The sequence below is a fragment of the Anaeromassilibacillus sp. D41t1_190614_C2 genome, from assembly GCF_015558525.1.
GTDB lineage: Bacteria > Bacillota > Clostridia > Oscillospirales > Acutalibacteraceae > Anaeromassilibacillus > Anaeromassilibacillus stercoravium.
The window spans coordinates 116,724-138,437 of sequence record NZ_JADMOD010000002.1 but is presented as its reverse complement, the minus strand read 5'-3'; the positions used below and the strand labels follow the sequence as shown (position 1 = coordinate 138,437).

The following is a 21,714-nucleotide window of genomic DNA, read 5'->3' as shown; positions in this document are numbered from 1 at the left end:
TATGACAAAAAAAGAAATGAAGCAATCCTTGAGAAATGCCGTTCTGACAGCGACTCCCGATGTACTGGGCGAAATCCTGGCGGTACAGAATGACTCGTCTGTTGTGGAGTTTAAAAAGGAGAGCAACCCAAAATCGCATATCATCTCCTTTAGAATGGCAAGTTGTGCGATTGCTGCGGCGTTGATGTTGTTTGTTGGAATTTTCTTTATGGTTCAACCTACAGTGGATTCCATTGTCAGCATTGACGTGAACCCGAGCATTGAGCTATCTGTGGATCCGCAGGATACGGTAGTGAGTTGCCGGGCATTAAACGAGGACGCCGTAAACGTTTTGGACGGTATGGACCTGAATCGGATGGATTTGGGGACAGCAACAAACCTGATTATTGAGGCGATGCTTCAAGAAGGGTATCTGTCCGCGGATAGTCCAGAAAACACCATCTTGATCTCTGTAGCCAATGATGACGCAGAAAAAGTGCAGCGCTTACAAAGCAAGGTGACCTCCAGCGTGGATGCCACCTTGAAGCAAAATCATACGAAAGCAACGATTTTGCAACAGAGCGATCCTGTTACCGATGATGTTAAATCCTTTGCAAAGGATAATAACATTTCAGTTGGGAAAGCGGATTTTGTAAAGAAGATTGCGGAAAAAGATCAAAATCTGAATTCCAGTGATCTAGCTGCGATGTCGATCAAGGAGCTTGCTTCCTTGGTTGATATCCATCAAATTGATCTCAGCGGCATTGTTACAACGGAAATCGATCCAGAAGTTCCAGAGGAACCTGATTTTGTTGATTCGGATGGCGACGACAACATAGTCAAGAACCCAGGAAATGAGAGTTCGAATCCGGAAAACAATCCGAGCAGTGTGCCGGAGCAAAGGCCGGTTCTGCCGGAAAGTGGTAATAGTGACGTGGTCAAGGACAGCGGTATCCCTCCTCAGACTTCTCCAGAAAGCAGCGAACCTGCCGAGGAAAAGCCATCGGAGAACAGCGGTTCGGCAGTAACCAGTGATCCAGCAGGTACGACCCCCATTGATGATCCGGATCAAAAGGTACTTATTGAGGAAGGCGAATCCAGCCCCTACTGTGAGTACTGTGGAAGCTTGCTTTCCGTCTGTGAAGGCAAATGTGACCAGTCCGAAGGAAAACAGTATTGTAAATATTGTGGTCAATTGCTTTCCGTGTGCAATGGAACCTGCCCTGGGACGCAGATGTCCGAGCAGAGTGATCCCCCCGCGGAAACGGAGTTGGACGAAAATCTTGGTAGCATTGATGGTTTGATGATCACGCAGGGTAGCGTGATGCAAAAAGGGTAAGAATATACCTCCAATAAAGAAGAAGCCGTGGTAAGTTTCCACGGCTTCTTCTTTTTTCTCTAAATAGCTACAGTCACCATTCTCCCCTCTTCATCGTTTCGCCTCTCTATTCAAACAGAGCATATCGGAGACTTTCTCGGGAATTTGGAATAGGCCTGAAATAGAAAACCTTCGAAAAAATTTGAGAGGAAATTCAAAGTGATTGGGTGGATTTTATTTCATCTTTTCTCATTCTTATGTTATAATATATAGAAATGTCTCATCACGCAGCAGAGGAGCAGACTTCTGTTGGAACGGAAAGGATGAACCAAGTTGAAAATAAAGGACTTATTACAAAACAAGAAAGTGACTTTTTCCTGCGAGATTTTTCCCCCTAAAGCGGGTGCGGATATGAGCAGGATGGACGAAATCATTCGGGAGATTGCGGCCCTGCACCCCGATTTTATCAGCGTTACCTACGGCGCGGGCGGCAGTACCTCCAAACGGACCGTGGAAATTGCATCAAAAATCCAGGATACATACGGAATTCCCGCTATGGCGCACCTGACCTGTGTCTCCTCCACCAAAGAGGAGGTTGTAACCATGCTGGACCGTATCGAGGAAAACCATATTGAAAATATCCTTGCGCTGCGCGGCGACATCCCACAGGATATGGACTTCCCTTCCCCCCGGCATTACCGCTATGCCTGCGAGCTGATCCAAGACATCCGCAGCCAGAAGGGCGACCGCTTTTGCATCGGCGGCGCCTGCTATCCGGAGGGCCATGTGGAATGCGAGCACAAGGAAGACGACATCGACTATTTGAAACAGAAGGTGGAGAGCGGTTGCGATTTCCTTACCACCCAGATGTTTTTTGATAATAATGTGTTTTACAACTTTTTATACCGCATCATGGCAAAGGGCATCCAGGTGCCGGTTGTCGCAGGTGTGATGCCGGTAACCAACAGCCGGCAGATCAAGCGCTCCTGCGAGCTTTCGGGGACAACGCTCCCGCCGCGCTTCAAGGCCATTGCCGATACATTTTCCGACAAGCCGCTGGCGATGAAACAGGCAGGGATTGCCTACGCGACGGAACAGATTATTGACTTGCTTTCCAACGGGGTTAACCATATTCACCTGTATACGATGAACAATCCGGAGATTGCCGCAAAGATTATGGACAACCTCTCCGGCATTCTGCGGGACGAAGAAGCATGAAAATAGACCAGCGGGAGGTCCTGCGTTACTTAGGGTATAAGGGCTCGGAACCGGATGCGGAAATTTTGCACACCATTGCGGACTGTACGCGGGAATTGGAAGAGGCCGCGACGCCGCATCACATTTTGCAGGCAGTAGAACTTTCCCGGCCAAATGCGGATACGCTGGAATTTGCCGGTATGGTGGTGCATAGTAGGGATCTGTTCCAACATCTTTCCGGCTGCGACGAAGCGGTTTTGTTTGCAGCCACTTTGGGTGCACCGGTCGATTTGCGGCTGGAGCGCTGCGCCAAAGTGTCGATGAGCCGCGCGGTGGTGATGCAAGCCTGTGCCGCCTCCCTGATTGAATCTTACTGCGACGAATGCCAAGAACCAATCGCACAGGAAGCGGCCAGCCGCGGCCTATATTTGCGCCCGCGCTATAGCCCCGGATACGGCGATTTCGACATCTCTTATCAAAGGGAATTTTTAACGGTCTTGGATTGCCCAAAGCGGATTGGGCTGACTATGACCGACAGCTTCATGTTGGCGCCGTCCAAATCCGTGACTGCGGTGATTGGTTTGACTGCGGAGGCGCAGAGCTGTCATATTGCGAAATGCATGACATGTAAAGCGAAATCTTGTCCATTCAGAAAGGATTGAAACTATGGGGGTTTTGGAGCTTCTCGGAAAGCGCATCGTCTTTTTTGACGGCGCTATGGGGACCATTTTACAGCAAAACGGCTTGGGGGCTGGGGAACTGCCCGAGCTTTGGAATCTGGAAAGGCCGGATCTGATCGAGCAGATTCATCGCGACTACCTCGCTGCCGGTGCAGATATTGTAAAGACCAACACGTTCGGGGGAAATGCGATCAAATTGCGCGGATGCGGCCGCTCGGTTCAGGAGATCGTGGAAGCGGCGGTTTCCCATGCACGGCACGCGGTGGAATCCTGCGGCCGGGATGCATATGTTGCGATGGACATCGGTCCCACGGGAAAACTCCTGCGCCCATTGGGGGACCTTTCCTTTGAGGAAGCCTACGAAGCCTTTAAAGAGGCGGCACAATGCGGAGAGAAAGCCGGCGCTGACCTTATCTTAATTGAAACCATGAGCGATACGTATGAAGCAAAGGCGGCGCTGCTGGCGGCAAAAGAGAACACCTCCCTCCCCGTGTTTGTCACGATGATCTTTGATGAGAAAGGCAAGCTTCTCACCGGCGGCGACATTGCCGCAGCAGTCGCTCTTTTGGAAGGGCTGGGCGCTGACGCCATTGGCTTCAATTGCGGCCTCGGGCCTGAACAGATGCGCACTCTCTTCCCCCAACTTCTGGACTGCTGTTCCATCCCTATGATTGTAAACCCCAATGCGGGGCTCCCACGCAGTGTGGATGGGCGCACGGTATTTGACGTAGGTCCGGAAGAATTTGCCGCCGTGATGGAGGAACTGGTCCGCGAGGGCGCTTGGCTTGCGGGCGGCTGTTGTGGAACCACCCCGGCGCACATTGCGGCAATGATCCAGCGCTGCAAAACGATCTTCCCCGCCCCCCTGCAACCGAAAGAACGCACGGTGATCTCCTCCTATTCCAAGGCGGTCTGCTTTGGAAAGCGGCCGCTGTTGATCGGGGAACGCATCAACCCAACTGGAAAATCGCGTTTCAAGCAGGCCCTGCGCGAAAATGATATGGATTACATCCTCCGCGAGGGCATCGTCCAGCAACAGGCTGGCGCGCATATTCTCGACGTGAACGTTGGCCTGCCGGAGATCGACGAAACGGCGATGATGTGCCGTGCGGTCACAGAACTGCAAAGCGTTGTTGACCTTCCCTTACAGATCGACACCTCCAATGCGGAGACCATGGAACAGGCCATGCGCCTTTACAACGGCAAGCCGCTGATCAATTCGGTCAACGGAAAGCAGGAGAGCATGCGTAGCATCTTCCCGCTGGTGAAAAAATACGGCGGCGTGGTGATCGCCCTGACGTTGGACGAGTCGGGGATTCCCGAAACCCCGGAGGGAAGGCTTGCTGTGGCAAAAAAGATCGTAGAGACAGCGGCCACATACGGGATTCCAAAGCGGGACATCGTTGTGGACGCGCTGGTTATGACCATCAGCGCCGGACAGGAAGCGGCAGCGGTGACGTTGGAAGCGCTGCGGTTGATCGAAAATACTTTAGGCGTACACACTTCGCTGGGGGTTTCCAACATATCGTTTGGATTGCCGCAGCGCGATAATGTCAATGCTGCGTTTTTTACCATGGCGCTGCAAAGCGGATTGAGCGCCGCAATTGTCAATCCGAATTCGGCGGCTATGCGCAAAGCCTATGATGCATACTGTGCCCTGAGCGGTGTTGACCAACAATGTATGGACTACATCGCCCGGTATTCCGAGCAGCCTTCGGAGTCTGTGCCAAAGGCTTCTGGCATGGAGATGAGCTTAGGACAGGCGATCATCAGCGGCTTGAAAGAGAGCGCACACGCCGCCGCAGAACAGGAATTGCTGACGAAAGAGCCGCTTGCGGTCATCAACGAATCGCTGATCCCCGCATTGGATCGCGTCGGCAAGGATTTTGAAACAGGGAAACTCTTCCTTCCGCAACTGTTGATGAGCGCGGATGCAGCTAAAGCCGCTTTCGAAGTAGTGCGGACAAAATTGGACAGTATGGAAACGTCCACAGCGAGTGTCAAAAAGGATAAGATTGTGCTGGCGACGGTCAAAGGCGATATCCACGACATCGGCAAAAACATTGTGAAGGTATTGCTGGAAAATTACAGCTACGATGTGATCGACCTTGGAAAGGACGTACCGCCGGAGAAAGTCGTAGAGGCCGTGGTACAGAACGAGGTCAAGCTGGTAGGCTTGAGTGCCTTGATGACCACGACGGTGGTAAATATGGAGGAAACCATCCGGGAATTGCACAAGAATGCTCCCGACTGCAAAGTGATGGTCGGCGGCGCAGTTCTGACGCAGGAATATGCCGATATGATCCATGCGGATCACTATTCCAAAGACGCGATGGATTCGGTCCGGTACGCCCATGTGATCTTCGGCGACCCTTCAGGGGAGGAATAACATGGCTTCCAGTGAATCCTTTTTGCAGTTTATCTTGAGCCAGCTCGATGGTTTAGAGGGAATTTCCAGCCGGAAAATGATGGGCGAGTACCTTCTCTATGTCTATGGGAAGGGGATCGGCGGGATCTACGATGACCGCTTTCTGATAAAGCGGACGGTTCCCGGTGAAGCGCTTCTGTCCCAAGGATGCGAAGCCCTCCCCTACCCCGGCGCTAAACCGATGCTGTTGGTCGAGGAGGTTGACGACCGGGAATTCTTACAGCGCCTTGTCCTCTGCACGTACGAAGCGCTGCCAGAGGCGAAAAAGCGCCCATAATGAAGAATTTGTGCTGTCCGGCGGAAGGGTTAAAATTTTCGCTGGGCAGCGTTTTTTATGGTTATAGTTGTGGTTGTGACCCTACTTTCCAGATTTTTCAGCCGGCAATCTTCGGTTTGCTTTTCCGTGTCCGTTGTGATAAAATGCAAACGATCTTTTTTCGAGTTTTGCTATAAGGAGGAACATTGCATGGGGCCTTACGATACCCGGAATATGGAGCTGCATGAGAAACAGGGCGTAGCCTATCTGACCTTTCCAGCCTTCTCTGCTGTTCCATTTGTGCGGCACGCGTTTTCCACCCGGGTGGGAGGCGTGAGCTGCGGGGAATTTTCTTCCATGAATTTGAGCTTTCATCGCGGTGATCCGGATGAGACAGTCCTGACGAATTACCATCGGTTTTGCGATGCTGCGGGCTTTTCGTTCGACTCCCTGGTGGCTTCGGCCCAGGATCACCACACAGAGATCCGGCGCGTCACCAAGCGGGAGTGCGGTATTGGAATCTGGCGCCCTCGCGATCAGGAAAGCGTGGACGGGTTGCTCACGGATGAACCCGGAGTCACGCTGGTGACGTATTATGCGGACTGCGTGCCGCTTTACTTTTTGGATCCTGTCCATCGGGCCATCGGCCTTGCGCATGCCGGTTGGCGCGGGACGGTCGCGGGGATGGGCATCAAGATGGTGGAGGCGATGGCGCATAAGTTTGGCAGCCGGCCGGAGGAATTGCTCGCCGCTATCGGCCCCTCCATCGGTCCCTGCTGCTACGAAGTGGACCAACCGGTGGCGGATGCATTCGCCGCGAGGACGGATTGGAAACCGGAATGCTTTTTGCGGGATTGCGGCGACGGAAAATATATGCTCAACCTGTGGGAAGCAAACCGCCGTGCATTGCTGCGCGCTGGCCTTTTAGAGGCGCACATCTCTGTTGCGGAACTTTGCACCCAATGCCATGCCGATTGGCTCTTTTCCCATCGTGCCAGCGGCGGCAAACGGGGCGGTATGGCAGCATTTTTGGCTTTAAAGGAGGATGCGGAATGCCGGAGCTGATCGAACAGTGTACCCTCTGTCCCCGCATGTGCGGTGCCCGGCGCGATGCGAAATCGGGCAACGGCTTTTGCCGCATGGGAGTGAAGCCGGTCGTAGCCAGGGCAGCCCTCCACGCCTGGGAAGAGCCCTGCATCAGTGGCAACAAAGGATCGGGGACCGTATTCTTTACAGGCTGTTCCCTGCAATGCGTTTTCTGCCAGAATGAGCAGATCAGCGTGCGCCGCGAGGTGGGTCGTTCCTTAACCCCGCAGGAACTTTCCGACGTATTTTTTCACTTGGTAGACCAAGGGGCGCACAACATCAATCTGGTCAACCCAACACATTTTGCTGTTGGAATCGCAGAGGCCCTGCGGCTTCGCCCTCTTCCCGTGCCCGTGGTGTATAATACCAGTGGTTATGAGCGGGTGGAGACTTTGCGGATGCTGGATGGGTTGGTCTCCGTCTATTTACCGGACTACAAGTACCGCGACTCCGCATTGGCGCAGCGCCTCTCCGGGGCGGCCGATTATCCGGAGCGTGCGGCGGAGGCCATCTTGGAAATGGTGCGGCAGACTGGCCCGGCCATTTTTGACGGAGATGGAATGCTCCAGCGCGGGACGATTGTGCGGCATTTGATCCTTCCGGGCCATACACGCAATTCGATCGAGGTTCTCGACTGGATCAAAAACAATTTGCCGGAAGGCGTGCTCGTAAGCTTGATGGCGCAATATGTCCCCTGCGGGCGGGCCGCGGAGTTTCCAGAGATCAACCGCCGGATCACCAAGCGGGAATATGAGAAGGTACAACAGCATCTGTTTGACTTGGGGCTGGATGGGTATGTACAAGAGCGCACATCGGCACAAAAAGGGTTTATCCCCCCGTTTGATTTAGAGGGGCTTCCCCCTCTTGGCGCGCAAGAAACATGAGAAAATTTGGCTGTTGCTAGAAGGGACGGATGGCATGGAAAAAACAACCTTTCGGACGCCGCGCCGGAGCGAACGCCGGGCCTGGAGGAGAAAGCGGCTGGGTCTGCCCAGTTATTCGACGGCTGAGGAAATCTGGAATGCGATTTCCCACGGTCTGGGCGCGGCCTTCGCCATTGCAGCGCTGGTAATCCTGCTGGTGCAGGGACAACACAATGCGCTCACCGTGGTGAGCGTTTCCATCTACGGAAGCACCATGGTTCTTCTGTATACGGTATCCACGCTGTACCATGCATTGGGAGTGGGGCGTGCTAAGAAGGTGTTCCAGGTGCTGGATCACTGCACCATCTATCTATTGATCGCCGGCACGTATACCCCTGTTTCGCTGCTGTGTATCGGCGGTTCAACCGGATGGTCCCTGTTTGGCTTTGTCTGGGCGGTTTCCCTCTTGGGAATCGTACTCAACGCCGTCGATATGAAGCGTTTTCGCGTGATTTCTATGATCTGTTACCTGGGGCTCGGCTGGTGCGTGCTCTTTTTCCTTCGCCCACTGATTGAGAGCCTCGACAGAATTTCCCTGCTCTTTTTGGTGACCGGCGGAGTGCTCTATACAGTCGGGGCGATTTTATATGGCGTCGGCCGAAAAGTAAAATATATGCACTCTATTTGGCATTTTTTCTGTGTCGCAGGCAGCTTTTTCCACTTTTTGGTGATTTATAACATCGCAGTTGTGTAGCGCTTATTTTTGTTCGTCAAAAATTTACAATTCCTTTACGAAGCTTCGGGAGAGCTGCGGTATACTAAATGCAAGCTCTACCGGAGCTTTTTGTTCAATGGCATTGGAAGGAGGTTCCCAAAATGGAACTTTTGCAGAGAGAAATGTCCTTCGAATCTCATGCAGACGGCGAACGCATTTTTGTCCGGATTGTGGAACCCGCGGATCGGACAACCGTGAAGGGCGTTCTACAGATTGCACATGGAATGGCGGAACACAGCCTTCTGTATATGGATTTTGCCACATATATGGCGTCTAACGGGTTTGCAGTGGCGATTAACGACCATTTAGGCCACGGAAAAAGCGTTTCCACAGGTGGTTCTTATGGATACTTTGGTGAGAACGGCTGTGAAAACCTATTGCAGGATATGCACAAGCTGTATGAAATCATGCGGCACGATTATCCGGATATCCCCTATCTCCTGTTGGGACACAGCATGGGATCGTTTTTAGCAAGGGCCTATAGCGCCCGATATGGCGAAGAGCTTTCCGCAGTGGCCTTCCTCGGCACCTGCGGTCCCATCCAAAGAAGTCTTCTGACGGGGCGGCGGACATTTGCGGAGGCAAAGCGGAGAAAATTCGGCCCCAAAGCGCACGATGCTGCGTTTGCAAGGTATTCTACAGGGCGGTTCAACCGTGTATTTGCGCCAAACCGCACCAAACACGACTGGCTCAGCGGCGACGACCGCTTTGTTGACCAATACAACAACGACCCGCTCTGCGGGTTCGATCTGACCATTTCCGGCTATTGCGATATTCTCCAGCTGCAAGAACAAATCAGCTCTCCCCGCTGGTATCGCAGCGTCCCGCGGAACATCCCCATTTTGTTGATGAGCGGGGACCGCGACCCGCTGGGAAACTTCGGAAAAGGGATCCGTCAGCTGGCGCAAAGGCTTGTGCGCACGGGCCATGATGTCCAATTGATCCTCTATCCTGGGGCGCGTCATGTTGTGTTGGGTGAGTCCAATCGCCAAGAGGTCTATCAAGATCTTTTACAATTCTGTGAGGCCGTTACAGCCATGCCGGAAACCCTGCCGAAGGCGGCTTCTGAATAAGAGAAATGCACATATAAAAAGAGCTTGCCTCTTCCCTTTTTGGGATAGAAGCAAGCTCTTTCTGTTTTGCTGCGCTTTATTTCAGGTTCCAGTTCATTTTCCTCAAACCATTGAACGTCAAGGACACTTCCCCTGTAGTCTCCTGCACCGGGATCGTATACGTGAAGAGGGTCCCAATGTCGTTGGATTCGCCCTGTGTCGCCGTAAATGTTTCATCGCCGTAGGAACCCGTCAATTCTGCCTTTAAGATGGCCAGATGTGCGGTACCGTCCGAAACAATTTGGTATTCTTCCTGAGTTGCAGATACAAGAAGCGCATAATTTTGGAAGAAGTCGTATTTCGGCGTCGCCATAAAGGTGACCAAGTACCCATCGTCCGCCTTCTCCACACTGGATACTTCGATGGAGCAGTCCCCGTCATCATAGACGCTGACACCGCTGTTGCTCTCCAGATTGTCGAGATTGATTGTAAAAGATGCAGGTGTTTCCAACGTCTCCACGTTATATGTATAGGATTCCACGGTTTGTACAATCATGCCGAACCCATTTGTGTGCGTACGGTAAATTGCAATTGCGAAGAACATCAATAGCAGGACGATACCGCACATGTAGGCTTTTTTATTCAATTTCCGGCGGGGTTTTCCGTTTTCATCCAGCTCCGGTTCTTCAGGTTTGTCCGTGGCTTCTGGTGATTCCAGGGAGGTATTTTGTTCTTCCAATTCTTCATTTGTCTCCTGGAGCTCTTCAGGAGTCCATTGGTCTTGCGTGTTTTTTTCGTCCAAATTATTCACCAACTTATCTTTGAATTTCACTTCCGGTGCATTCGGCACAAAAGCGTCTTGTGAAACATTATATCATAAATGCGCTGCATTCTCTATATATTTTTTATGAATGTCCAGATGTCCGAATGGGATGTCCTTTCGGACACCAATCGAGGCAGCGTAAGGAGTATGCTGGGAATGTATGGAACCTTTTCAATGAAACGAATACTGGCGCTATTTTTGGTTTTGGTCGGGGCGGCGGCGGGCGTTTTTACCTATGTACAGATGGGTCACGTGAAAGCAACAAACGCCCAGGTACAGCCGGAGGGAATTCAACTTCCCATCATCATGTACCATAGCATGCTTCGGAATGGGAGTGGGGAATACACGATTTCGCCGGAGACCTTTGAAGAGGACCTCCGCTATTTGAAGGACAACGGCTACACAACGATCCACATGCAGGATCTTCTGGATTATGTCAACAAGCAAGTCCCTTTGCCCGAAAAGCCAATCATGCTCACCTTTGACGATGGATACTACAACAACTACTTATATGCGTATCCGTTGGCAAAAAAATATGAAAGTAAAATTGTCATTTCCCCCATCGGCTATTATACGGACCAATTTAGCAAGGCGGACGCCAACCACGCGACCTATTCGCATATGACCTGGGATCAAATTAAGGAAATGATGGATTCCGGCTATGTGGAATTTCAAAACCACACCTACAACCTCCATTCGAGCGACGGGAAGCGTTTAGGGGCCAAAAAACTGCGCGGGGAAAGCCTGGAGGATTATACGGCACTCTTGACCAAAGACATCACCCAAATGCAACAGGAAATGCAGGAACACACCGGATATACTCCTACGACCTTTGTTTATCCGTTTGGTGCTATCAGTGACGCGGCCGTGCCAATTGTACGCAGTTTAGGCTTTTCTGCAACGCTTGGTTGCGCCAGCAAGGTCAATCAGATTACACAGAACCCAGAGTGTCTATATGAATTGGGGCGCTTCCTGCGACCACCGGGGAAAAGCAGCGCAGATTTCTTCCGAAAGATCGCCCCGCCTCAAGCAAGCGCATCCTGAACCAGATGTTGTGAAAGAGAACCTTGATACCATTGATGGGAGGAATCACACCATGCCGATTATCTATCTGAGTCCGTCCTTACAGCCCTTCAACAAATACGTAAACGGTGGCGACGAGCAATACTACATGAATTTAATTGCAGACGCCATGGAACCCTATCTGCGTGCAAATGGTATCCAGTATGTACGCAGCAGCCGGGACATGACATTGGGGCAAGCCATCCGGCAATCGAATGAGGGCTATTATGACTTACATCTTGCCCTGCACTCCAACGCTGCGCCGAAGAGCCTGTCTGGGCAACTCCAAGGGACCGACGTATACTACTATCCGGCCAGTGTCCGAGGGAAGCAGGCTGCGACCATCATTGCCGACAATTTCAAGAATATTTATCCGCAGCCGAACTTGGTGAAAACCGTCCCCACAACCCGGTTGGCAGAGATCACCAAGACAAACGCTCCTTCTGTATTGATTGAGGTCGCCTACCACGACAATCCGGAGGACGCCGATTGGATCCGAAACAACATCGACCGGATTGCAGCAAATATCGTCCAGAGCCTCACGCAGTATTTCGGTCTGCCGTTTATCGACAATCCGCAGCCTCCGCGTCAAGGGACCGTACAAACGCAGGGAGGAAACCTGAACATCCGCGCAAGGCCCAGCCGCGATGCGCAGGTGATCGGGCAGGCGCCCAATGGGGCGACGGTTACCATCAACGGCGAATGGCAAGGATGGGATGTCATTAGCTACAATGGAATTGTAGGCTATGTAGACAGTTCCTATATTGTGTAGACGAAAGGCACATCCTCTTTAATCCCAGCAGAAAAGGCCGCTTCTCGGAGCACATGCAGCGGGAAGCGGCCTCTCTTTGTTTTTCGATTATGCTTCTGCAAGCATCTGCAGGATCTTCTGCTTCGGGCGGACGCCAACGGAGGACGCGACCGGCTTTCCATCCTGCATCACGATCAAGGTCGGAATGCTCATCACCTGGAACTGCTGCGCCAACTCCGGGCAATCGTCGATATTTACCTTGCAGACCTTCAGTCCATCGGGGGCTTCCTCCGCGATTTCATCAACGATGGGAGAAAGCATTTTGCACGGTCCGCACCAACTAGCCCAGAAGTCGATCAGCACCTTGCCTTGTGCGGTCTCTGTGTTGAAATTATCCTTTGTCAATTCGATTACTGCCATTTTTATACCTCCTATTTCCTTATCGTTTCTCCATTTATTGCGATCATACATGGGTATGATCTTTTGTTAAGAGCGCCTTCCTTCAAGGGTTTGCTGCACAATGTCATGCATCATGCTGTCCGTGAGGGTGCCCGTAACATAGCCAAAGACGTTCCCTTCTTTATCGATCATGAAGGTGGTCGGGAATGCCGTTACGCCATATGCGGCAAAGATCTCCCCGGTCGTATCCATCACGACCGGATAGGTGTAACCATTGTCCGAGAGGAACTGCGTGACCTCCTCGATGGTGCCGTCCTGATTATACGGGACGTCGTCGGTCTTGGGGTTTGCAACGCCAAGGATCACAACCTCGTCGCTGTTTTGATTGAATTCCTCGTACATCGCCTGGATATCGGGCATCTCCTGCTTACAAGGGCCGCACCAGGTCGCCCAGAAGTTAAGGAACACCACCTGGCCCTTGTAATCGGAAAGCGTATGGGGCTCTCCGTTTTGGTCGGTCAGTGTAAAATCTGGAGCTGGGATTTCTGGAATTTCTTCCTCTGAATTCTCCGTCTCAGAAGACGCTGGAGCGCTGCTGTCCGTCTGTGAGGCTTCGCTGTTTGCCGGAGGCACCGCGGATGTACTTTCCGAAGAAGCTGTGCTGTCCCCCGTCCCACCAAAGCTGGACAGGTATCCAGTGACGCCGTTCATCCAGCCAGTAATCATCATGACGCCCATTAAGATCATCAGGATTCCGCCGGCCTTCACGGTGTACTTGACGACCTTCTGATGCTTTTTAAAGAAGTCCAGCAGCGTGCTGGTAAACAGGCCCACCGCGAGGAACGGGATCACGAAACCCAAGGTATAGACGCCGATCAAGGCAAAGCCGGTTGCCGCTGAGTTTGCAGAAGAGGCCATCAGCAAAACACTCGCCAAGGCAGGCCCTACGCAGGGGGTCCATGCAAAACTAAAGGTGAATCCAAGCACCAGAGCGACTAACGGATTCATTGCCAGCCGGTCAAGGCGGAACGGCAACCGGTGTTCATTGCTGAGGAACCGGGAGCCAAAGATTCCGAGCTGGTACAAACCAAACAGAATCACGATCACGCCACCGATGCGCGCAAGCAGCATCCGGTTTCCACTGAAGAAACGCCCTGCCGCGGTAAAACCGAAGCCCAAAAGGAAGAACGCAAAGCTGATGCCTATTACAAAAAATAAAGTGTTCAGAAGGACCTTTTTGCGCTGGTAGTGGACCGTCCCATCCGGGTCGACGGTTTTTGTGCCGCCCGCCAAGTAACCGATATAGAGCGGGACCAGCGGAAGTACACACGGGGAAAAGAAGCTCAAAATACCCTGTAAGAAAACAGTAATAGCGGATATGCTTGTTTCAACTGAAAAGCCCATACAGGACCTCCTCTTCGATGAATTTTAAGGTCTATGCAAGGAGTTCTTTTGTTGCCAGCGAGAATGAAAAACCGCTTTGAGCGGTGACCATACTACAGATCCTCTGTTTATGGAATTTTCTGAAACCCCTGGCCAAAAATATGATCTTCGATTTTTTGAATGGTGATGCTGTCCAAATGCGTCCGGCAGAGTTCATCAAGCTGTCCATAGATATCATCCATAATGGCAGCCATACCGGAAGCAATCAAGCACTTCATATCGGTATCCCCACTTTGCCAATTGGCAGAGACAAAACGCATGTCCAACGCTTCACTGATCTGACGGAGCGTCACGGCGGCGGGGTCTAGGATAAAATGGTATCCGCCGTCAATCCCCTCTTTCGTATCGACCAACCCAGCTTTTTTTAATTTTGCCATAATTTTACGGATACGCGCTGGATTGGTGCATACATTTTTCGCCAGTTCTTCACTGGAAAGTGTGGTTCCCATATGGTTTAAAAAGACAAGCGTATGGACGGCCACACTAAATTCGCTATTCAAAATCCCACCTCCTTTTCCTCCCCATAGATGGTTCTGAATATGGAGGGGCCGCCACCTAAGCAGGATCAGAACCTGTTCATGGAAGACACGATGATAAACCGTCCTAACTGTTCTCAATTTAATTTCAGTTTCTAACTGTTAGTATAATGAGAACAGTTAGATTTGTCAATCCTTATTTTTCAAATGGGATCGATCCAAATTTTTAAGAAATCCGGCAAAAGATCGCCAAGAATACCATTATCGAAATGTCACGACGCAAAATATGTGATTTTTTAAAAAATTCACGATCGTTTAAACGATAAGTGCATGGTGATAACCATTTTAAAACCTTTTGAAAGCAAAAACAGGACATCCCGAAAACGGGATGTCCTGTTCCCTCCTCAAAATATTATCCAATTGCTTTTCTAATTCTCACGAGATCTAAGACGTTTACCGCACCGTCTTCATTGCAATCTGCCCGGGCAAACTGCTGTTCCGTCAACTCTACGTTTCCTAAGATATACTCCTCTACCAGATCCATATCAGACTTCGACACCTGGCCGTCGCCATCGACATCACCAAACACGGGCTCCCCTGCTGTTACAGGAATCTCGATGAATACCGTCTCGCCTTCGTTCTGCACATCGTAGTATTCACCAGAGCTGCTCAACCTCTGATAGGTCAAGGTGATAGTGGTACTGCCAGCATCTTTCGATGTTACAGTCACATTTCCACCGTCCACGGATACATCTGCAATGTCCTCGTCCGCAACAGTTGCCTGCACACGGTTCAACACATTTGCCAACGGTAACTTTGCTCCTGACGCGCTTTCGATATCCACAGAGAAGGAAGCGGAGTTTCCTTCCTCGATATCGATGAAAAGGGTGTCCACATCTGCACGCATTGTGTACGGCGCTGTGCCGGATGGCACCGGCCGGTCGCTTGTGCTCTGATCCACCCAGATAACTGGGTTGCCATCCGCATCCAATTTCGTCTCATCGATATACATCCGATCTGTATACAACCTTCTGCCACCCGTCGTCGAAGAACGGCCGTGATAGACGTAATAGCTCTCCGTCCCATCGGGTGTTGTAATAAAGCTTCCATGTCCGGTCGAATATACGCTCAACTCTTCATCCTGCGACAGGATCGGATTCAGATCATACTTATCCCACGGGCCGAGCGGGTTATCCGCAACCGCATAGCCAACACCGTAGTTTTCGTTCTCATAGTTGTTGCAGGAGTAAAGAATATAGTAGATCGCTTCGTCTTCCCCATCGCCGTCCTTGTCATAGTAGTACTTCAACGTCGTGGAGCCTTCTGCCCATCTACGGTCTTTCTTTCCGCCATTATACTTCTCATAGTCGTTGACGTGCGCGTTTTCCCATTCTTGCTTTTCACCGGCATAGTTAATAATCGGAACATATCCGTCTTTCCGGACATCTTCTGTATCTTCCGGCGACTTATTTGCGTTGATGTACTCCTCTTTCACAGTCGGCATCGTGCTTCCCGTCGGATCATCCCACCAATCGGTGTTCAATTCTACCGCGTAGATATTGGATTCCTCGATATATTTACCTAGATCCTCGTCCCATACCCAGTTCCGGTATGCATTTCTTGAATAGTACAGATACATCCGGCCGTCGTCATCGAAGAAAACATTGGCATCGATGGTCGGGATATAAGTACCCTTGGGCGCAGTCATACCCTCTTCCAGGCTTGCCGGCGGTTTCATCTGTTTCTCATCCATAATCAAGTTGACGTCATAATAATCTGGGTCATAGGGATAATAATCGATCGGTTCGTCGTCAATGATATGGAATGGCCCTTCCGGCGTTTCAGACACGGCCACGCCGATCTTACAAGCCTCTTCGAAGTCGGCATAGGCAAACGCCTCTTCACGCAATTCGGGCTTCAACATTGCGGAATAGAAGATATAAAACAGGCCGGTCTCTTCATTCTTATAGACTTCTGGCGCCCAGAACCAGGTGGACCCCCATTGGTTCGGGTCATTTCTTTGGATTGCCCCATTGGAAGCTTTTTCCCAGGTTACCAGATCCGGTGACCGGTAAACGCCAAAATAGTAGCCGCTGTTTGCCCCATCCGTGCTATAAGCATAGTAATAGCCACTGTCGTCATCATAAAGGACATACGGGTCCGCTGCCGGGATCGTTGCGTTGTTGTAATAGGTTGCATTTGTCTCGGAGTCTGAAGCGGTGCCTGGAAGCTCTGAAGTGGCCGAAACGGCTGGGATCGCCGCTGTTACAGCAATCATAACCGCTAACAGAGCTCCTACACTTTTTTTCCATCGTTTCATGCAATTCTTCCTTTCTGTTTGTTTTGTCTTTTTTCGGAACATTTCAACCAAACTGTTTTCTTACTTGCCAAACATAAAACATATCAAAAGAAATTGGTTCCGCCATATCACATCATAGAACCAACGTCTTTTTCAGTTGCATTATAGTATAAATTTATTAAAATATCAATATATTAAAAAATATTTTTATAAATATTTTAAATATATAATATCGAATAACCTGTTCGTTTCCATTCATCACGACTAGCGGAAACAAAAAAAACACGCCCCTTGCTTCCGGCCAACCGGAGGCAAGGGGCGTTCGTCCATTATTTTGTTTCGGTTCCCTTGCAAACAGGGACCCAGACCTCAAAAGTCGCCTGCTTGGGATCTGGCGTGAAATAGACCTCTACATCGGGGCCGTCGGCAAATTCATAGCCCGATGTCGGAAGCCATTCGGTGGCGATACGCTTTTCCAGCTCCTGGATAGCGCCGGGCATCGGACCGCTCCCAGGGAAAATCGCCCAAGTGAACGCTGGGATGGTATACGCATCAAACTCCCCGGACGGCGCATCGCTTGCCACAGCAATCCAATACCGCCAATCCTCTTTTTCCCCGCATGCGCAGACACCGAGCACACCGGAGAGTTGGCCGTTCATCAGGGGAAGCAGCTTTGGGAGGATCCCTCCGGAAGCAATCTCTTCCCAAAGCTTTGGAACCGTTTGGAAGTTCCTCTCAATCTCCTTTTCCATAGGTGCGTGGATGCCCACAATTCGGAACGCTTCTTTGTGTTCGATTCGATAATTCAATGCAATCTCTCCTTTGATCGTGATGACGAAGCTGATCGGTTGGAAAGAACACAACTGCACCCCTGGCTCTTTGGCGCTGGAAGGCGCCACCCCATGTACTCCACGGAATGCGCGGTTAAATGCTGTCGGAGAATCATAGCCATATTTCAGAGCAACGTCGAGCACTTTCGCGCCATTTTGTAGGTCCAACGCCGCCTTGGTCATCCGCCGGCGGCGAATATACTCGGAGAGTGGGATTCCCGCCAGATAGGTGAACATCCGTTGAAAATGGTACGTGGAACAGCAGGCAAGCTGCGCCGCCCGTTCCAGGTGGATTTCTCCCTCCAGGTTTGCCTCGATATACGCCAACGCTTGGTTGAGCTGTTTGACCCAATCCATTCCGATCAACTCCTTGTTCTTTAGGATAGCGGAAACTCCATCGTTTTTCCTCTGAGGGAATGCACCAAAAAAGAGAGGGTTCCTATTTTCTATATCATAGCACATCCCATGCATGGTCTCAAACAGATGAAAGAATATGGATGCATGCACAAAATTTTCCTCGATGGATTTTATAGGATTTCTCTAAAAGCCATTCTGTTGATATTTACAAAAGCAGAGTTATAATTTCGTACGAAAGTTAATTGATATTCGCACGGAAAAGAGTTATAATGAGGCCAACAAATCTTACCCGTACAATCCAGATTGGTAAAGGAGAAAAAATCACATGGTTATCGATGTATATGCCTTTCCGGGCTTTCTCAAGGAAATCTGCCAAGATCCAGACCGCGTCGCATTCCGCCGCGAGCAGTACTTCCTATACAAGCAGCATGTCTGGCCCATGGAATTGTTTATGAAGCAGCTCAACGCCGCCGGAATCGACAAGTGCGTTATCAGCGCTGAGGATGTGACCACCCGCGCTGGGGATACCATCGTCTCCAACGAAGAGATTCGCACCCTGGTGGACCTACAGCCGGAGCGTTTGATCGGCTTTGCCAGCGTAGACCCGCAGCGCCCCGACGCCGTCGAGGTTTTGGAAAAGGCCTTCACAGAGCTGCATCTCGCTGGTCTCAAGTTGAGCCCTGCCATGCAGCGCTTCTATCCAAACGATTTTCATTTGATGGACCCGGTCTATCAGGTCTGCCTGAAATACAACAAGCCCATCCTGTTCCAGTCCGGTATGACCTGGATCAAAGACAGCCCGTCCACCTATTCCCGGCCGGTATTGTTTGAAGACGTAGCCATGCGCTACCCGGATTTGCGCATTTGCCTTGGCCACTTCGGTTGGCCCTATATTATGGAGACGGCCATGCTGCTGCTCAAATATCCGAATGTCTATGCGGACACAGCGCTGCTCTATTTCGATTCCCCCAAGCAGTTCTTCCACACCACCTTCAACGTCCAGATGGGCGAATACTGGATCGACCGCATGTTGGCGGACAAGGTGATGTTCGGCAGCACCTATCCCCGCATTGAGCAAAAGCGCATGATCGGCGCTGTGGACGTTTTGAACCTGCGGTCGAAGCAGAAGGCCATGGTGCTGGGCGGGAACGCCCTGCGTTTCTTAGGAATGGAGGAGAAAGAAAATGGTTAAACATTACCAATTCAGCGTCCTGACCGACGACGAATATTCATACCATTATATCGGCGAGCGGGTCAAGGCGTATGTCAAGGAATCCGGCGTTACCAGCGGGATTGTCACCACCGTAGTGGCGCACACGAACTGCGGCATTGTGGTCACTGAGCCGTTGGAATGCATCATGGACGACTTTAAGGTCCTTTTACATAAACTTGTGGACGATGATGCCCAATACTCCCATGCGCACTTTCTGCCCACCTATGGACGCACCAGCGCCAACGCCTACGGCCATCTGCGGAGCCTGCTGACGGGCAACAGCTGCATCTTCCCCATCCAAAACGGAAGCATGATTATGGGGGCGGCGCAGGAGATCGTCCTCATGGAATTTGACGGGCCGCAGGAACGCACAGTCTTTGTCGATGTGATCGGCGAATAAGGAGGGATCGATTATGGAGCAAAATCTCTTTGCTTATATCGGGGAACCGGACCAGCTGATGAGCGTGCGCGACGCCCGCTTGCTGGATGGCAGGCAGGACGGCGTGCGCATGATCCAGGTGGACAACGGCGGCGCGCTGGAATGCACCCTTCTTCCCGGCCGCGCGATGGATTTGTACCAGGTGCGCTACAAGGGCGCCAACCTCAACTACATCGCGCCGTGCGGCATCACCGCACCCGCGTACTATGACGCCCGCGGTACGGAGTGGCTGCGCGGCTTCTACGTCGGTTTCCTGACCACCTGCGGCTTGCAGCACATCGGCTCTCCGGCGGAGATCGCTGGAGAATCGCGCGGCCTGCATGGAAGGGAGGCAAACTGCCCTGCCGAGGACGTCCGCGTCACACGCAGCCGGACGGCGGATTCCATGAGTCTGACGGTAGAAGGGTCTATGCGGGAAGCGCGCATCTTTGGAGAAAACCTGCGTCTGCGCCGCACCTACGCATTTTCCTACGGTGAGGACGCCTTTACCCTGACGGACACCGTGACCAACTGCGGCTTTGGGGCACGTCCGTTTTTGCTCTCCTACCACATCAATTTCGGCTACCCGCTCCTCTGCGAGGACACAAAGATTGTCCTAGACAGTCTCGGCGTGGAACCGCGCGACGCCCACGCTGCGGAGGAAATGGAGCATTGGCGGGAAATTGAACCGCCGGCGTATCCCTACCAGGAGTGCTGCTATTTCCATGAACTGGCGCAGGATGCGCAGGGGCAAAGCGGTTATACCGTTTATAATCCGGTTCGGCGCATTGGCGTTCGGGTCTCATGGAACCACGCCGACCTCCCCTACTTCTGCCAGTGGAAAATGCTGGGAAAGGGCGAATATGTGCTCGGCATGGAGCCGCTCAACGCGCCCCTGGACGGAAAGAAAATCGGTGAAGAGGGGTGCTTGGCACCCATCCTGCAACCCGGTGAAAGCAAAACCTATTCCCTGCATTTTTCCTTTATTGAGGAGTTGTAAGATAGACCTATTTCGTGTAAAATTTAATTGAGAAAGGGCGAAACGTATGGCATACGATCTTGTGACAGTCAGTGCAATCCTGTGCGAAATTATGCGCAAGGAATTGGATAAACCGCTGGACAAACCAGCGGACTTTACCGGTCCCTATGCAAGCGGTGATACGCCGATCACGGTAAACATCGCTGCAAAGCTGGGCGCAAAGACAGCGGTCATCGGCAGCGTGGGCCCGGACCCCTTTGGCAAGTGCTTTAAGGCGCAGATGGTCTCCAGCGGCGTCGATGTGAGCATGGTCAAGGACATTCCCGGCGCTTCCACCGGCTGCGCGTTTGTCTGCTATTATTCGGACGGCAGCCGCGATTTCCTGTACCACAGCCGCCACGCCGCAGCCGGGATGACCCACGCCGAGGATCTCGACATGGAGAAACTACAGGGAACCAAGTGGTTCCATCTCACCGGCTACAACATGAGCGTGAGCAAGAGCTTGCAGGAGACGTGCTACCGCATTGTCGACGAGCTGCCGGAGGGCAGCCGCATCAGCTTCGACCCCAACATCCGCCCCGAATCCCTCAGCGTGGAGGAAGTGCGGGAGCTCTGCCGGCCGGTCATTGAGAAGGCGAGCATCATTTTCCCCAGCAAGACAGAGGCTGCCCTGTTTACCGGATGCGCCACCGACGAGGAAGGATGCCGTCTCTGGGCGGACCAGGGAAAACTGGTCGTTTTGAAAAACGGCAGCGAGGGTTGCATCATCTACCAGGGAAACGAGAAAATCCCGGTTCCCAGCTTCCAGGTGGAGGAAGTTGACCCCACCGGCGCCGGTGATACCTTCTGCGGGGCGTTCCTGACCGCTCTGATCGAAGGCAAGCCTCTTTCGGAGTGCGGGCGTTTTGCCTGTGCAGCCGGCGCGATGAGCGTACGCAAACAAGGCCCTATGGAGGGCGCTCCCAGCCGTGCAGAGTTGGAAGCGTTTCTCAAGGCCCATTCATAAACGATTGATTTTGTATAGAAAGGA

The 21,714-nt window shown here is 51.8% G+C and carries 21 protein-coding genes; 15 read left to right on the top strand and 6 right to left on the bottom strand.

What is annotated here, in order from left to right; genetic code table 11:
- Position 1 precedes the first annotated feature (1 nt).
- From I2G69_RS03800 to I2G69_RS03760, 9 genes are all read left to right on the top strand, one after another.
- Positions 2 to 1,318, top strand: coding sequence for an anti-sigma-I factor RsgI family protein (locus I2G69_RS03800; RefSeq protein ID WP_191395397.1), 1,317 nt, complete (start codon positions 2 to 4; stop codon positions 1,316 to 1,318).
- A gap of 312 nt (positions 1,319 to 1,630) precedes the next feature.
- Positions 1,631 to 2,515 carry a methylenetetrahydrofolate reductase [NAD(P)H] gene (gene metF, locus I2G69_RS03795; RefSeq protein WP_191362671.1) on the top strand — a complete coding sequence of 295 codons (885 nt, stop codon included), beginning with the start codon at positions 1,631 to 1,633 and terminating at the stop codon, positions 2,513 to 2,515.
- Complete coding sequence (locus I2G69_RS03790) at positions 2,512 to 3,156, top strand: vitamin B12 dependent-methionine synthase activation domain-containing protein (protein WP_087232063.1); 645 nt, start codon at positions 2,512 to 2,514, stop codon at positions 3,154 to 3,156. Before metF ends, I2G69_RS03790 begins: the two co-directional genes overlap by 4 nt.
- 4 nt (positions 3,157 to 3,160) lie before the next feature.
- Positions 3,161 to 5,563: a homocysteine S-methyltransferase family protein gene (locus tag I2G69_RS03785; protein ID WP_195560243.1), complete on the top strand. Its 2,403-nt coding sequence runs from the start codon at positions 3,161 to 3,163 to the stop codon at positions 5,561 to 5,563.
- Between the two features lies 1 nt (position 5,564).
- Positions 5,565 to 5,879: a TfoX/Sxy family protein gene (locus tag I2G69_RS03780; protein ID WP_195560242.1), complete on the top strand. Its 315-nt coding sequence runs from the start codon at positions 5,565 to 5,567 to the stop codon at positions 5,877 to 5,879.
- Between the two features lie 189 nt (positions 5,880 to 6,068).
- A complete protein-coding gene (gene pgeF / locus I2G69_RS03775; protein ID WP_195560241.1) occupies positions 6,069 to 6,923 on the top strand; it encodes a peptidoglycan editing factor PgeF in 855 nt (284 codons plus the stop codon).
- Positions 6,911 to 7,828 carry a radical SAM protein gene (locus tag I2G69_RS03770; RefSeq protein WP_243254804.1) on the top strand — a complete coding sequence of 306 codons (918 nt, stop codon included), beginning with the start codon at positions 6,911 to 6,913 and terminating at the stop codon, positions 7,826 to 7,828. The genes pgeF and I2G69_RS03770 overlap by 13 nt, the downstream gene beginning before the upstream one ends.
- A 34-nt stretch (positions 7,829 to 7,862) precedes the next feature.
- On the top strand, positions 7,863 to 8,561 hold the full coding sequence (trhA, locus tag I2G69_RS03765; RefSeq protein WP_195450601.1) for a PAQR family membrane homeostasis protein TrhA: 699 nt from the start codon (positions 7,863 to 7,865) through the stop codon (positions 8,559 to 8,561).
- A gap of 122 nt (positions 8,562 to 8,683) precedes the next feature.
- Positions 8,684 to 9,655 (top strand): alpha/beta fold hydrolase, encoded by a 972-nt coding sequence (locus I2G69_RS03760; RefSeq protein WP_195560240.1) that lies wholly within the window; start codon positions 8,684 to 8,686, stop codon positions 9,653 to 9,655.
- A 76-nt stretch (positions 9,656 to 9,731) separates the two neighbouring features.
- On the opposite strand, the gene I2G69_RS03755 is transcribed toward I2G69_RS03760, so the two are convergent.
- Positions 9,732 to 10,373 carry a hypothetical protein gene (locus tag I2G69_RS03755; RefSeq protein WP_195560239.1) on the bottom strand — a complete coding sequence of 214 codons (642 nt, stop codon included), beginning with the start codon at positions 10,371 to 10,373 and terminating at the stop codon, positions 9,732 to 9,734.
- 258 nt (positions 10,374 to 10,631) lie between these two features.
- On the opposite strand from I2G69_RS03755, the gene I2G69_RS03750 reads away from it, so the two are divergent.
- Positions 10,632 to 11,501 (top strand): polysaccharide deacetylase family protein, encoded by an 870-nt coding sequence (locus I2G69_RS03750; RefSeq protein ID WP_242969653.1) that lies wholly within the window; start codon positions 10,632 to 10,634, stop codon positions 11,499 to 11,501.
- Between the two features lie 52 nt (positions 11,502 to 11,553).
- The gene (locus tag I2G69_RS03745; protein ID WP_195560238.1) at positions 11,554 to 12,291 is read left to right on the top strand and encodes an N-acetylmuramoyl-L-alanine amidase; all 738 of its coding nucleotides are present in this window, start codon (positions 11,554 to 11,556) and stop codon (positions 12,289 to 12,291) included.
- Between the two features lie 87 nt (positions 12,292 to 12,378).
- On the opposite strand, the gene trxA is transcribed toward I2G69_RS03745, so the two are convergent.
- The 5 genes from trxA to I2G69_RS03720 all read right to left on the bottom strand — a co-directional run bounded on the left by trxA (position 12,379) and on the right by I2G69_RS03720 (position 18,074).
- Complete coding sequence (gene trxA, locus I2G69_RS03740; protein WP_087232084.1) at positions 12,379 to 12,690, bottom strand: thioredoxin; 312 nt, start codon at positions 12,688 to 12,690, stop codon at positions 12,379 to 12,381.
- A gap of 66 nt (positions 12,691 to 12,756) precedes the next feature.
- Positions 12,757 to 14,073, bottom strand: a complete 1,317-nt coding sequence (locus I2G69_RS03735) for a redoxin domain-containing protein (protein ID WP_087232087.1) — start codon at positions 14,071 to 14,073, stop codon at positions 12,757 to 12,759.
- A 107-nt stretch (positions 14,074 to 14,180) separates the two neighbouring features.
- Positions 14,181 to 14,612: an RrF2 family transcriptional regulator gene (locus I2G69_RS03730; RefSeq protein ID WP_087232090.1), complete on the bottom strand. Its 432-nt coding sequence runs from the start codon at positions 14,610 to 14,612 to the stop codon at positions 14,181 to 14,183.
- A gap of 388 nt (positions 14,613 to 15,000) precedes the next feature.
- Positions 15,001 to 16,908: a family 43 glycosylhydrolase gene (locus I2G69_RS03725; protein ID WP_172749608.1), complete on the bottom strand. Its 1,908-nt coding sequence runs from the start codon at positions 16,906 to 16,908 to the stop codon at positions 15,001 to 15,003.
- A 308-nt stretch (positions 16,909 to 17,216) separates the two neighbouring features.
- Complete coding sequence (locus tag I2G69_RS03720) at positions 17,217 to 18,074, bottom strand: AraC family transcriptional regulator (protein ID WP_195560237.1); 858 nt, start codon at positions 18,072 to 18,074, stop codon at positions 17,217 to 17,219.
- 325 nt (positions 18,075 to 18,399) lie between these two features.
- Between I2G69_RS03720 and I2G69_RS03715 the strand changes: the two genes are divergently transcribed.
- Genes I2G69_RS03715 through I2G69_RS03700 form a run of 4 tightly spaced genes read left to right on the top strand, consistent with a single transcriptional unit; the run spans position 18,400 to position 21,690 of the window.
- Positions 18,400 to 19,266 carry an amidohydrolase family protein gene (locus I2G69_RS03715; protein WP_191362658.1) on the top strand — a complete coding sequence of 289 codons (867 nt, stop codon included), beginning with the start codon at positions 18,400 to 18,402 and terminating at the stop codon, positions 19,264 to 19,266.
- Entirely contained in the window at positions 19,259 to 19,687 is a 429-nt protein-coding gene (locus I2G69_RS03710) for a secondary thiamine-phosphate synthase enzyme YjbQ (RefSeq protein ID WP_191362657.1), read from the top strand. Before I2G69_RS03715 ends, I2G69_RS03710 begins: the two co-directional genes overlap by 8 nt.
- A gap of 13 nt (positions 19,688 to 19,700) precedes the next feature.
- Positions 19,701 to 20,705, top strand: coding sequence for an aldose 1-epimerase family protein (locus I2G69_RS03705; protein ID WP_195560236.1), 1,005 nt, complete (start codon positions 19,701 to 19,703; stop codon positions 20,703 to 20,705).
- 46 nt (positions 20,706 to 20,751) lie between these two features.
- On the top strand, positions 20,752 to 21,690 hold the full coding sequence (locus tag I2G69_RS03700) for a sugar kinase (RefSeq protein WP_087232107.1): 939 nt from the start codon (positions 20,752 to 20,754) through the stop codon (positions 21,688 to 21,690).
- The last annotated feature ends 24 nt before the right edge of the window (positions 21,691 to 21,714 follow it).